Raw genomic sequence first — 12,926 nt, 5'->3', positions numbered from 1 at the left:
GCCCGCCGCTGACGGCTTGCCGGCCCATCTTCTGGTGGGCCCTGTGGGGCTCGAACCCACGACCCACGGATTAAAAGTCCGATGCTCTACCAACTGAGCTAAAGGCCCCCAGTCGTATCGGGACAACTGTTACCGCCGGGGTTTCCCCTGGCAATCCAGCCGTCGACGAATCGACTTCTCCACTTTATCGCACGGGGGACGTATCTCACGAAACATCGTGGCGCACACTTTGCGTTTCGCCCCGGGAGCAGCCGCGCCGGCCCCGCTCCCGTCCCCGGTGGCACTCCTCGACTCCCGTTCCCGGGGCGGAGTATTCTCAAATTATGAGTGAGTCCAATGAAATGCCCCCACGGCATCACAAACCCAAGCTGTACGCTCCGCTGGACTTCGCCAACATCCCCGGAGGCGCGGATCCGGCCCGAGTATCCGAGGCGGCCCACCTGGCAGCCCAGGCACTGGTCCACCACGGCAGGGAGAGCTCCGATCCGGAGATTACCCGCCGCCTGGTGAAACTGGCGGACCGGCAGGGCCTGGAATCCATCGCGGAGATGTGGGCGGAAAGCCCCGCCCGCTCGCTGCCGGGTGCCCTGTGGCGCCTCTATGCCCTCCGCGCAGCCACTCAGCAGAATCCGGAGCGGGTCGCCGCCTACTACGCCGCAGGCAAAGACGTCGCCCAGGTGTCCAAGGTGGTGGCCGGAGTAGCGGAACCCCTGGGCGCTGATGAGGTCAAGGCCATGGCTGACACCATCCTCTCCGGGGCTTTCGAAGGAGAGTTTGACGTAGCCCTGGAGCGCTTCGCTGCATTCTGCCGCGTGGTAGCCCTGGGCCAGACCCATCATGCAGATTCAGCGGAGGCAGGCAGCACGGACAAGGCGACGCAGCTCACCCGCAATGCCCGCCAGTTGATGCGCACGGCCGAAGACCTGGAGTATTCAGCGGCTGCCTGGCGTCGGGGAGAGCTGGATTAGGGGCCGTCCGAAGCCCATGTTGACAACATCGGCGAAGCGTAGAAAACTGAAATTGGTGTCGGACCGCGGAACCCCCGGGCTTCAACTTAGAGCCGCTTCGAGCGGCCTTCCGCCGAGAGGCGCTCCCGGTCCGGCACCGCTTTTGGATCTTCCTTCACAGCCGATAATCTTGGGCTCGTGACCTACTTCGCGCAGGACCCCCACTCCGGCCGGCAACCCAGGGTTGCCCTGTGAGGCTGCGGCTCTTTCCCCAGGAAAACGCGGGGCTCGAGCTCCTTTCCCAGATGGGCGGCGTCCTGATCCGCGGCGCAGGGACCCTCTCTGAGGTCCTCGGCGCAGAACCGGCTGACTATGAACGCCTCGCCGAGCACATGCATCAGCTGGAGGCTGAATCCACTGACCTGCATTTCGCGCTTATGACGCAGATGAGGTCAAGCTTCATCAACCCGCTCCCCCGCGAGGACCTCTACGACCTTTCCCTCACGCTGATGTCAGCAATGGAAAACCTCGACGCCGCAGCGGAAATCATCTCGCTGTACCGGCTGACAGGCATTTCAAAACGTGCGGCCGAACAGCTTGAAGTCATTGGCCGGCAGGCCGAGCTGACGGCAAGTGCCATGCGCCGCCTGGCTTCACTGGAAGACCTCGACGACTACTGGATTGAGATGCTGCGCCTGTCCAAGCGCACGGAGCGCACCCACCGCATCTGGGTGTCCGAACTCCTGCGCGACCACAAGCCGCTCACGTATGCCCGGCACAGGGACCTCGCCGATCAGTTGGCCGGGACCACCGCTTCACTGCGGCAGTGCGCCACCGCCGTGGGCGGCATCCTGGTGCGGGAATCCTAGGTGGAGCCGGTTCTGCTGGCCGCCGTGGTTCTCTTTGCAGGTGCCTACGCCTTCATCAACGGGTTCCATGACGTTTCAAACTCCGTAGCCACCTCGGTGCGCACCCGCGCACTGACTCCCACCGTCGCCGTCGTGCTTGCCTCCGTTTTCAACCTGACCGGCGCGCTGCTGAGCACAGCGCTGGCCCTGGTTCTGGCGGATCGGTTCATCCAGCTGCCGGCGGGAACCCCCGGCCTGGGCATCCTCATCGCGGGTTTGCTGGCGGCGTGCGGCTGGGGGCTGTGGACCTGGTGGCGGCGCATGCCCTCGTCCTCAACGCACGCCCTGGTGGGCGGCATAGTCGGCTCGGGAGCCGCGTCCACCCTGGTGGGAGGCCCCAACATCGCCGAGTCCTATCAGGTGCTCCTGCAGCAGATTGTCCTGCCGCTGCTGCTCTCCCCCGTTATTGCCTTTGTGCTGGCCTACCTGCTGGTTTTTCCGACCACATGGCTCATGCGCTACAGCTCGCCGCGGCGCGGAGACGCGGGGAACCGGATTGCCCAGTCAGTGTTCACCTCGGCGTTTTCCCTGGGGCACGGCATGCAGGACGGGCAGCGGACAATGGCGGTGATTGTCCTGGCCCTGGTGGCAGCAGGATTCTCCGGCACCACCGGCATTCCACTCTGGGTACAAATCTTTTCCGGCGTGGCACTGGCCGCGGGCAGCCTGTTCGGCGGCTGGCGGATCAGCCGCACACTCGGCAGCCGTCTGGTGCGCATTGACCCGCTGCGCGGCATGAGTGCGACGGCGGTCAGCTCCTCCATGCTTTTCCTGGGCGCCGTATGGCTTCAGATCCCGCTTTCCAGCACGCAGACCATGACTTCGGCGATTGTGGGCGCCGGCGCCAACCAGCGGTTCTCCACTGTCCGCTTCATTCCGCTGCGGGAAATCCTGGTGACGTGGCTGGTCACAGCACCGGTCACCGCACTGCTGGGCGGGATTCTCTTCCTGGCCATCAGCCCGCTGCTCTGACCTGCCGGGCGGGAAAGCGCCGGGGAGCCGGGAACGGCCTCTATCCGAAGCGTCCGGAAACGTAGTCCTCCGTGGCCTTCTGGGACGGGTTGTTGAAGATGACCGTGGTGTCGTCATACTCGATGAGCTTGCCCGGCTTGCCGGTGCCGGCAATGTTAAAGAACGCGGTCTTGTCCGAGACCCGGGCGGCCTGCTGCATATTGTGGGTCACGATCACCACGGTGTAGTCACTCTTGAGTTCCTCGATGAGGTCCTCGATGGCGAGAGTGGAGATCGGGTCCAGGGCCGAGCACGGCTCGTCCATGAGGATGACCTCGGGTGAGACGGCGATGGCGCGGGCGATGCACAGGCGCTGCTGCTGGCCGCCGGAGAGGCCGGAGCCGGGCTTGTCCAGGCGGTCCCGGACTTCCTTCCACAGGTTGGCCCCGGTGAGCGACTTCTCCACGAGGTTGTCCGCATCGGATTTGGAGATGCGCTTGTTGTTCAGCTTCACGCCGGCCAGGACGTTGTCCCGGATGGACATGGTGGGGAACGGGTTGGGGCGCTGGAACACCATGCCGATGTGGCTGCGCACGGTCACGGGGTCCACGCCGGGACCGTAGAGGTTCTCCCCGTCCAGCAGGACTTCGCCCTCCACGCGGGCACCGGGAAGGACTTCATGCATGCGGTTCAGGGTCCGCAGGAAGGTGGACTTTCCACAGCCCGAGGGTCCGATGAACGCCGTGACGGAACGGGCCTCAATGTTGATATTGACGTTTTCTACGGCCAGGAAGTCGCCGTAGTAGACGTTGAGGTCCTTGACGTCGATTCGCTTGGACATGTGATTCCTTTTGTTCGAGGTTCTTCGGGGGCGGGGCAGCGGTGCCTCCGCAGGGGGGGTGGTTCCGGTCAGCGTCCGGTCTTGGGCGCAAACATCCGGGCGATCAGACGGGCACCCAGATTCAACAGCATCACCATGATGATCAGCAGCAGCGCCGCCGCCCAGGCACGCTGTGTGCTGGGATCGGTGTTGGTGGGCGAAGTGGGACTCATTAGCTGCCGGTAAATGTAGGTGGGCAGGGTGCTCATCCAGCCCGCAAACACGTTCATGTTGATGGTGTTCACAAACCCTGCGGTGACCAGCAGCGGGGCTGTCTCGCCGATGACGCGGGCAATGGCCAGGGTGACGCCCGAGGCGATGCCGGAAATCGCCGTCGGCACCACCACCTTGAGGATGGTGCGCCACTTGCGCACGCCCAGGGCGTACGAGGCCTCCCGCAGCTCATTCGGCACGATCTTGAGCATTTCCTCGGTGGATCGCACCACCACGGGGATCATCAGGACGGAGAGGGCGACGGCGGCCACAAAGCCGGTGCGCACGCCCGGTCCGAACACCAGGGCGAAGAAGGCGGCGGCGAACAGGCCGGCAACAATGGACGGGATTCCGGTCATGACGTCCACAAAGAAGGTAATGGCACGGGACAGCGGGCCGCCGTTGCTGTATTCCACGAGGTAAACGGCGGTCAGCAGGCCGATCGGCACGGAGATGATGGTGGCCCAGAGGGTGATCAGCAGCGTGCCCACAATGCCGTGGTACGCCCCGCCCAGCACCGGGCCGCCCGTTTCGGCACTGTTGTTGTCCACGGCTCCGGTCATGCCGCCCATGGAGGTGAACAGGAAGTCCGGGCTCAGCCCGGCCAGGCCCTTGGACAGCACAGTGAAGATCACGGAGACCAGGGGAACCAGCGCCAGCAGGAAGGAGCCGCAGATCAGGTAGGTGGCAAAGCGGTCCACCGCGCGCCGGCGCCCCTCGACGATCCAGGTCATGACGGTGGCGCCGAGCACGAAGATCACCGCGGTGAAGATGGTGAAGCTTGCGATGCCGAAGCCGATCAGGGCCGACAGGGCCGCGCCCAGGATGACTGCCGCGCCCAGCGCCACCCATACTGCGTACGGCGGGAGCTGGTTCTTGGTCAGTGTCGCCGGACGGCGGCTGAGTGTTTGTGTCTGCATCAGTTGGCTCCGGAGAATTCTTTATGGCGGCTGATGATCCAGCGCGCAATCACGTTCACGGCCAGGGTGATCAGGAACAGCACCAGGCCGGCGGCGATCAGCTCGGACAGGCGCAGCCCGTACGCCTCGGGGAAGTTCAGGGCAATTTCCGCGGCGATCGTCTGGTTGCCCGGACGGATCAGGCTGGCAATCAGGCCGCCGGAGGAGAGAACCAGGGCCACGGCCATGGTTTCGCCCAGGGCGCGTCCCAGACCCAGCATGACGGCGCTGATGACACCAGGCCGGGCGAAGGGGAACACCGCCATGCGGATCATTTCCCAGCGGGTGGCACCCATGGCCAGGGCCGCTTCCTCATGCAGTTTCGGGGTTTGCAGGAAGATTTCACGGGTCAGCGAGGTGATGATCGGCAGCACCATGACGGACAGCACAATCCCCGCCGTCAGCATGGTCTTGCCGGTCTGGCTGGCCGGACCGGAGAAGATCGGGATCCAGCCGGCGTTGTCGGCCAGCCAGGTGTAGGGACCCACCAGGGCCGGTGCCAGCACCATCATCCCCCAGGCTCCGTACACAACTGACGGGATGGCTGCCAGCAGGTCAATAAGGTAGCCCAGGCCCTGTGCCATGCGGCGCGGCGCGTAGTGCGAGATGAACAGCGCGACGCCGATGCCCACCGGCGTCGCGATCAGCAGGGCGATGGCTGCAGCGATGACGGTGCCGATGACCAGCGGCCAGATGTAGGTGAAGAAACCCTCCCCGCCGCTGATGTCCGCGGAATCGGCGGTAAACGTGGGCAGCGCCTGCCAGAGCAGGAACACAGCCACGGAAAACAGGACAAGAAGGATGAGGCAACCGGCCAGGAGCGTGATTCCGGAGAACACCTTGTCTCCGGCACGGCCGGCACCACCGGTGCCTTCTATGGACTTGCTGGACACTGCACAACCCTTCGGTTCTTCACTGGCAACTTCTTAAACTCTACTGACCCTGCACTGATCCCTTTGACGCGGGGCCTCAGTCTGACTCCGCAATCCCCCCATTTACTGTCCCACGGCCCGGCGGAGGGTGCGAATAGGAAGCGTTCCCCCGGGTGGCGGCGGAAGCTCCGCCGCCACCCGGAGGGCACGGGCTACTTCGCGACGCTGATGCCTGCCAGTGCGGCTTCGGCCTTCTCGCGAAGCGGCTGGGAGAGCTCCGCGTTGCCTGCTGCGTCCGCTGCAGCTGCCTGGCCCTCCTCACTGACCACGTAGGAGCCGAAGGCCTTCACCAAATCTACGGTTTCAGAATCCGGGTAGGTGGTGCAGTAGATGTGGTAGGAGACCAGGACCACGGGGTATGCTCCGGATTCGGTGGTGTCGCGGACCAAATCCATGGCCATGTCGCCGTCGGGGCGGCCCTCGCCGGTCACCGGAGTGGAGGCTTCCACCGCCTTCGCCGCGGCCTCGGAACTGTAGGGGACGTACTCTGCGCCAACCTTTACCGCTACCGTGCCCATGCCCTCGACGGCTGAGGCGTCCGCGTACGTGATGGCTCCGTCAGTGGCGCCGGCAGCAGACACGACGCCGCTGGTGCCCTGGGCATTCTCCTGGCCGTCCAGATCGGCCGGCCATTCACCGCTAGCCTCAGTGCTCCACACGGCCGGCGCTGCAGCCGCGAGGTACTCGGTGAAGTTTTCGGTGGTTCCCGACTCGTCAGAGCGGTGAATAACCGTGATGGGCGTATCGGGCAACTGCGCACCCTCATTCTGTCCCGCGATCGCCGGGTCATTCCAGGTGCTGATTTCACCGCGGAAGATGCCCGCAATCGTCTCGGCATCCAGGTTGAGTTCATCCACGCCGTCCAGGTTGAAGGCGATGGCGATGGGCGAGATGTAGGCGGGAATGTGCAGGGCGCCGTCCGGCCCGCATGCCTCGATGGAGGCTTCCACTTCCTCGTCCTTCAAATGGGCATCCGAACCGGCAAACTGCACACCGCCGGCCAGCAGCGCCTTGCGGCCGGCTCCCGATCCGTCCGGAGAGTACTGCACTGCGGTGTCCGGGTTCACTGCGGTGAACCCCGCGATCCAGGCCTGCATGGCAGAGTCCTGGGAGGAGGCGCCGGACCCGGAAAGCGTCCCGGCAAGGGTGCTTTCCGATGAGGACGACGGCGTGCTGCCGCCGGCCGGGGTGATGGCGCTGTCGCTGCCGCACGCCGACAAGGCGAGCGCGGCGGCTGACAGCAGTGCTGCGGAACGAACTATGCGAATTACCGACACGTCTGGCCCCTTTCAAGGGCTCGTTTTCCGTAGAGCAGGTGTCCCGGCACGCGCCGTCACACCGGGACGTTCTGCCGCCCCTCCATCGATGGTGGACGGAGAAGGTTAACGAAAGGTGAACGGGGCCAAGCGGCGGAGGAAACTCTGGCCGGCACACCCGCGTCCACAAGGTGCTGGTGTTGTCCCGCCGGATTTGCCCCGTCACCGAAGTACGCCGCAGTGCTCTTCGGATGGAGGGCGCACTGCTCTGCCCCTAGACTGTTGGCATGCCCCCACGTGACCGCCTTGCCCAAAGCCGGGGGTTCCTGCGCAACCGGGTAAAGGTTGGGCTGCGCCGAAGCCGCGATTCGGTCATCCCCGCACTTCAGATGACCATCTGCGCCGTCGGGGCGTACGGCTTTGCCGAGTATGTGCTCGGCCATGAGGGACCGCTCTTCGCGGCCACTGCCGCGCTCATATCGCTGGGCTTTTCCCGGGAACCGCGTACCCGCCGGGTACTGGAGGTTGGCATTGGCTGCACCCTGGGAATCACCATCGGTGAACTTCTGCTGCACACACTGGGCACCGGACTGTGGCAGGCCGCCGTCGTACTCTTTCTCTCCGTCATGCTTGCCCGCTTCCTGGACCGGGGCGTCATTTTCACCACTCAGCTGGGCCTCCAGTCGCTGCTGGTGGTACTCCTTCCCGCTCCCGACGGCGGCGTGTTTACGCGCAGCGCAGATGCCCTCGTGGGCGGATTGTTTGCCCTGCTGGTCACTATGCTGGCTCCCCGCGATCCCCGGCGGGAGCCAAAGTCCAATGTCCGCGACCTGCTGCACGAGCTCTCCGCGGTGCTGCGGCAGTGCGCCGAAGCGGTGGCAAAGAGTGATTCCACCGTTGCCTGGCATGCCCTGGTGCGTGCCCGCAACACGCAGCCCCAGCTGGATCTGCTCACACGCAGCGTGCGTGATGCCCGGGAGATTGCCCGAATATCCCCGGCCTACCGGCGGCATCTGGCCGAGCTCGGAGACCTGCGCGGATCCATCGGCTACCTGGACCTCGCAGTGCGCAACAGCCGGGTCTTCGCCCGCCGCACCACGTCGGTCATCAACCACGCCTCCCTCGATGACGAGGCTATTGAGCGCGTCACCGAAGTTGTCAATGACACGGCCGACGCCGTCGATATCCTCGCCCGCGCGCTGGCCGGCGGTGAGTCGGCGGGTGCGAGGGAGCGGCATCTTCGCCAGGCACGCAACGAACTCTCCGCCGTGGGTGCGCAGCTGAACCCCGGCTCGCTGGGCATCACCAACATTCAGGGCGACGCGCTGATCATGCTATTCCGGCCGCTCGTGGTGGATCTGCTCGAGTCCACGGGACTCAGCCACGAGGAAGCAGTGAGCTGCCTGTCCGAGGTGTGATCCGGTGTGGTCCCCAAGCCGCGGGGCACGGCGCGGAAGTGTCAGTGCGGCGGGATAGCCTGTTTTTATGGCCACGAAGACAACCCGCGCAAAAACCGCCAACTACCGATGCGCCGAGTGCGGCTGGACCACCGCCAAGTGGGTGGGCCGCTGCGGTGAATGCCAGGCCTGGGGCACTGTGGAGGAAGCCGGGGAAGTCATTGCCCGCACCACTGCGGCAGCCACCGTTGCACGCCCGGCGCAGCGCATTGCGGACGTGGACTCCACCACCGCCGCTTATCAGGCCACGGGAGTGGATGAGCTGGACCGCGTTCTGGGCGGCGGGCTGGTCCCGGGTGCCGTTATCCTGCTTGCCGGTGAACCGGGTGTCGGAAAGTCCACGCTGCTGCTGGATGTGGCAGCCAAAGTGGGGAACCTCGGACGGGAGGTCCTGTACGTCACCGGTGAAGAATCCACGGCGCAGGTCAAACTGCGTGCCGAGCGCATCGGCGCGGTGTCGGATTTCCTGTATTTGAGTGCGGAAACCGATTTGGGGCAGGCTCTGGGCCAGGTGGAGCAGGTCAAGCCCGCGCTGCTGATTGTTGACTCCGTGCAGACCCTGAGCAGCGCCGCTGTGGACGGCAGCGCCGGCGGGGTCAGCCAGGTCCGCGAAGTGGCAGCCTCCCTGATTGCGGCGGCCAAGGAACGGAACATGACCACCCTGCTCGTGGGGCACGTGACCAAGGACGGCTCCATCGCCGGGCCCCGGCTGCTGGAACACCTCGTGGATGTGGTCTGCCAGTTCGACGGCGACCGCCACTCCCGTCTGCGCCTGCTGCGGGCCGTGAAAAACCGCTACGGTCCCACCGATGAAGTGGGCTGCTTCGACCTGACGGAGGAAGGCATTGTGGGCCTCGCGGACCCCTCCGGGCTGTTTGTGTCCCGGACCAAGGAACCCGTGTCCGGCACCTGCATTACCGTCACGCTGGAAGGAAAGCGGCCCCTGGTGGCCGAGGTCCAGGCATTGTTGGCCGAAACCAGCAACGCGCAGGCCCGGCGTGCCACCAGCGGACTGGATTCCTCCCGGGTCGCCATGCTCCTGGCAGTGCTGCAGCAGCGGGCGTCCATGAATCTGGCCAAGGATGACAGTTACGTGGCCACCGTGGGCGGGGTCAAGCTCAGCGAGCCGGCCACCGATCTGGCAGTGGCCCTTGCCGTTGCGTCCGCCAAGATGAACAAACCCCTTCCCGCCCAGCTGATTGCCTTTGGGGAGGTTGGCCTGGCCGGAGAAGTGCGGCCCATCCCCGGCATAGCCCGGCGGATCCAGGAAGCAGAACGCCTCGGTTTCACGCACGCGGTGGTTCCGGCTTCACCCAACGGTCCCGGCGCGGTTCCGACCGGTTTCCACGTCCGGGAGGTTTCCACACTGACGGAGGCACTCAAGCTCCTGTTCTAGGACGGCGCGCACCTGCGGCGGACGGCACAAAGGTGGTCATTGTCCCGTGCGGGACCACTACTATAGGGAAAGTGTCTGTGCATTGTCCGCCCAGAACGCCCGTGGGCCCGACGGCCGGAAGGAAGTGACCGTGGCACGAAGTCCCGAAGATTCATTGAAGGCCACCCTGGCCCGGGTTGCGCCGGGAACCGAACTCCGCGATGGCCTGGAGCGCATTCTCCGCGGCCGCACCGGCGCGCTGATCGTCATGGGATTTGACCGCACCGTTGACTCCATCTGCTCCGGCGGATTCGACATCGGCATCGATTTTTCGCCCACCCGCCTGCGGGAACTGGCCAAAATGGACGGCGCCATTGTCTGCGACAAGGACGCCAAGACCATTCTGCGCGCAGCAGTGCAGCTGGTGCCGGACCACACGATCGAGACGCACGAATCCGGAACCCGGCACCGCACAGCGGAGCGGGTAGCCATCGAAACCGGTTTCCCCGTCATCTCGGTCAGCCAGTCCATGCAGATCATCCAGCTCTACGTCGGCGGACTGCGCCACGTGCTGGAGGGTTCCGAGCCGGTGCTGGCCCGCGCCAACCAGGCCCTGGCCACTCTGGAACGCTACCGGGCGCGCCTGGACCAGGTCACCAACTCCCTCTCCGCCCTGGAAATCGAAGCCATGGTCACGGTCCGGGATGTTGCCGTCACCCTGCAGCGCCAGGAAATGGTGCGCCGCATTTCCGAGGAAATCTCCCAGTATGTCCTCGAACTCGGGGTGGACGGCCGCCTGCTGTCGCTGCAGCTCGAGGAACTCACCGCCGGCTTGGGGCCGGGCAGTGAGATGATCGTCCGCGACTACGCAGACCTGCAGGACGGCAGCCAGCGGCCCGAAGACCAGGTGGCCACGCTGCAGAACCTCAGTTCCTCCGACATGGTGGACCTGAGCAAGATTGCCGCCGTTGTGGGCTTCCAGCCCGGCCAGGATTCACTGGAGGCCGTGGTGCAGCCCCGCGGCTACCGGCTGCTCAGCAACATTAAGTCGGTGCCGCCGGCGGTCTCCAACCGGCTGGTGGACCACTTCGGCGGTCTGCAGAACCTGATGGCCGCCAACATTGATGACCTGATGACGGTGGACGGCATCGGCGAGCAGCGCGCCCGCACCGTGCGCGAGGGGCTCTCCCGCATTGCCGAGACCAGTCTGCTCGACCGTTTTATGTAGCGGGCGAACCGGCTTTATTATCCAGCGGTCCGGTCACTCGAGTTCGAAGGTGGTCCGTTCGCTGCTGATGTTCCCCAGACGCGCGGTGAACGAGTAGGTTCCCGGATTGGGATTGCTGGCAACTTCCGAGCACCCGGGGGCCGAGCGCTGGCGGTCCCAGCTGAACTTTGCCGTTTCCACGGTGTTGGGCTTAATGGTCTTGAACAGATCCTCACCGGCCTGCTGGCAGTCGGCGGAGGAAAAGATCCGGTCTGAGCCGCTGGTGATGATGAACTCCATTTGGCTGGTGCCCACGTTGACGTCGCATGCCTCCGCCCCGGTGTTGGTGACCGTCATGGTCAGCATGGGTGCAACGCCGGCGGTGTAGCTCAGAGCGTCGGTGGTGGCGCTGACTCCCACGGAGGCCGGCGGACACAGTGCCGGTGCGGCGGTTGCGCTCGCTGTGGCTGCCGGGCTCGCGGCCGGAGCTGTGGGAGCAGCAGTGCCGGCGGGCGCGGCTCCGGGCTGCTGGCTGTCCGGCCCGGGCAAAGTGGCTTCCTCAGTTGTCTCAGTGGCGGAAGCGCTGTCGTCCCCCCGCAGCATGTTGACCGCTGCACTGATGCCTGCGACAAGGCCTATCAGGACCAGGAGCACCAGGATTCCTGCGACGATCCTGCGCCGCCGGTAGACAGCCGCACTGGGCCGCTCTGGAGCCCTGTTTGATGTTTCGTTCCCAACCATGACTTAAGGCTAGGTACCCGGCCCCGGATTACCTGCCGCACCACGCCGGTTAGTAGAGTATTGCTGGTCATAACCAAGGGAGAATGCATGGAACCGGGCCTGCAGCAGGCACCGCAGCTGCATACGGAAATCATCAGCTGGTTCACGGCCAATGCACGCGATCTGCCGTGGCGGCGTCCCGGGTGCAGCCCGTGGGGTGTGTTCGTCAGTGAGATCATGCTGCAGCAGACCCCCGTGGTCCGGGTATTGCCGGTGTGGGAGCAGTGGATGAAGCGCTGGCCGGAACCGTCCGCCCTGGCCGCCGAGCCGAGCGGGGAAGCGGTTCGCGCCTGGGGCCGGCTGGGGTACCCCCGGCGTGCGCTTCGGCTGCATGCCGCTGCCGCCGCCATGACGGACCGCTTCAACGGTTCCGTTCCCGCAACCCGGGAGGAACTCCTGACTCTGCCCGGCGTTGGCACCTACACCGCTGCGGCGGTTGCCTCTTTTGCCTTCGGCCGCAGGGAAACAGTGGTGGACACCAATATCCGCCGGGTCCATGCCCGGGCACTTTCGGGCAAGGCGCTGCCTGCGCCGGCGCTGAATGCCGCTGAAATGCGCCTGGCCGTGGAACTGCTGCCCGACGACGACGCCGCCTCCGTCGCCTGGAATGCGTCCGTCATGGAGCTGGGCGCTCTTGTGTGCACTGCCCGGTCCCCCAAATGCGCGGTGTGTCCGGTGCGGCAGCGCTGCGCCTGGGTGGCGGCCGGAGAACCAGCACCCGATTATGTGCCCAAGGGGCAGGCCTGGGCAGGCACCGACCGGCAGGTCCGCGGCGCCCTCATGGCCGTGCTGCGGCAGGCCCGGGAGCCGGTCCCGCGGAATCTGCTCCTTGGCCCGGCGGATCTGACGACGGCCGCCGCCGCAACAGACAACAACACGGCAACAAGCTCAGCGGAAGCGGACGCCGGGACGGACGCAGCCGCGCTGGCCAAGCTGCACGCCCTGCAGGCGCCCGCCGAACAGCTTGAGCGCGCCCTGGCCGGTCTGCTGGCGGACAAGCTGGCCGAAGAAAACGACGCCGGCCTGCAGCTTCCCGTCTGAACGCAGCCCCGCCGGGCTCC

General features: G+C 65.6%; 12 protein-coding genes and 1 tRNA gene. 7 read left to right on the top strand and 6 right to left on the bottom strand.

Features of this window, described 5'->3' with window-relative positions:
• Positions 1–32 precede the first annotated feature (32 nt).
• Positions 33–108, bottom strand: a tRNA-Lys gene (locus tag KG104_RS00610).
• Between the two features lie 215 nt (positions 109–323).
• Here KG104_RS00610 and KG104_RS00605 point away from each other — a divergent pair.
• The 3 genes from KG104_RS00605 (at position 324) to KG104_RS00595 (ending at position 2,827) form a co-directional block, all read left to right on the top strand.
• Positions 324–968, top strand: a complete 645-nt coding sequence (locus KG104_RS00605) for a hypothetical protein (RefSeq protein WP_104053577.1) — start codon at positions 324–326, stop codon at positions 966–968.
• A 230-nt stretch (positions 969–1,198) separates the two neighbouring features.
• Entirely contained in the window at positions 1,199–1,816 is a 618-nt protein-coding gene (locus KG104_RS00600) for a DUF47 domain-containing protein (protein WP_104159948.1), read from the top strand.
• Positions 1,817–2,827 (top strand): inorganic phosphate transporter, encoded by a 1,011-nt coding sequence (locus tag KG104_RS00595; protein ID WP_104053575.1) that lies wholly within the window; start codon positions 1,817–1,819, stop codon positions 2,825–2,827. It begins immediately after the preceding gene.
• Between the two features lie 40 nt (positions 2,828–2,867).
• Here KG104_RS00595 and pstB read toward each other — a convergent pair whose 3' ends face one another.
• The 4 genes from pstB to pstS all read right to left on the bottom strand — a co-directional run bounded on the left by pstB (position 2,868) and on the right by pstS (position 7,067).
• Complete coding sequence (pstB, locus tag KG104_RS00590; RefSeq protein ID WP_104053574.1) at positions 2,868–3,647, bottom strand: phosphate ABC transporter ATP-binding protein PstB; 780 nt, start codon at positions 3,645–3,647, stop codon at positions 2,868–2,870.
• A 68-nt stretch (positions 3,648–3,715) separates the two neighbouring features.
• Entirely contained in the window at positions 3,716–4,819 is a 1,104-nt protein-coding gene (gene pstA, locus KG104_RS00585) for a phosphate ABC transporter permease PstA (protein WP_104053573.1), read from the bottom strand.
• Complete coding sequence (gene pstC, locus KG104_RS00580; RefSeq protein ID WP_104053572.1) at positions 4,819–5,751, bottom strand: phosphate ABC transporter permease subunit PstC; 933 nt, start codon at positions 5,749–5,751, stop codon at positions 4,819–4,821. Before pstC ends, pstA begins: the two co-directional genes overlap by 1 nt.
• A 191-nt stretch (positions 5,752–5,942) precedes the next feature.
• Positions 5,943–7,067: a phosphate ABC transporter substrate-binding protein PstS gene (gene pstS / locus KG104_RS00575; RefSeq protein ID WP_104053571.1), complete on the bottom strand. Its 1,125-nt coding sequence runs from the start codon at positions 7,065–7,067 to the stop codon at positions 5,943–5,945.
• A 266-nt stretch (positions 7,068–7,333) separates the two neighbouring features.
• Between pstS and KG104_RS00570 the strand changes: the two genes are divergently transcribed.
• The 3 genes from KG104_RS00570 to disA all read left to right on the top strand — a co-directional run bounded on the left by KG104_RS00570 (position 7,334) and on the right by disA (position 11,106).
• Positions 7,334–8,464 (top strand): FUSC family protein, encoded by a 1,131-nt coding sequence (locus tag KG104_RS00570; RefSeq protein WP_237685532.1) that lies wholly within the window; start codon positions 7,334–7,336, stop codon positions 8,462–8,464.
• Positions 8,465–8,531: 67 nt separating this feature from the next.
• Entirely contained in the window at positions 8,532–9,899 is a 1,368-nt protein-coding gene (gene radA / locus KG104_RS00565; protein WP_207348105.1) for a DNA repair protein RadA, read from the top strand.
• Positions 9,900–10,029: 130 nt separating this feature from the next.
• Positions 10,030–11,106, top strand: coding sequence for a DNA integrity scanning diadenylate cyclase DisA (disA, locus tag KG104_RS00560; RefSeq protein ID WP_104053770.1), 1,077 nt, complete (start codon positions 10,030–10,032; stop codon positions 11,104–11,106).
• Positions 11,107–11,139: 33 nt separating this feature from the next.
• Here the strand turns inward: disA and KG104_RS00555 are convergent, their stop codons facing one another.
• Positions 11,140–11,826, bottom strand: coding sequence for a hypothetical protein (locus KG104_RS00555; RefSeq protein ID WP_104053569.1), 687 nt, complete (start codon positions 11,824–11,826; stop codon positions 11,140–11,142).
• Positions 11,827–11,913: 87 nt separating this feature from the next.
• Here KG104_RS00555 and KG104_RS00550 point away from each other — a divergent pair, with 87 nt between their 5' ends.
• Positions 11,914–12,906 carry an HhH-GPD family protein gene (locus KG104_RS00550; protein WP_207348106.1) on the top strand — a complete coding sequence of 331 codons (993 nt, stop codon included), beginning with the start codon at positions 11,914–11,916 and terminating at the stop codon, positions 12,904–12,906.
• Positions 12,907–12,926: the final 20 nt, after the last annotated feature.

Source organism: Arthrobacter sunyaminii, assembly GCF_018866305.1.
Lineage (GTDB): Bacteria > Actinomycetota > Actinomycetes > Actinomycetales > Micrococcaceae > Arthrobacter_B > Arthrobacter_B sunyaminii.
This window is presented reverse-complemented; position numbering and strand designations above follow the sequence as displayed.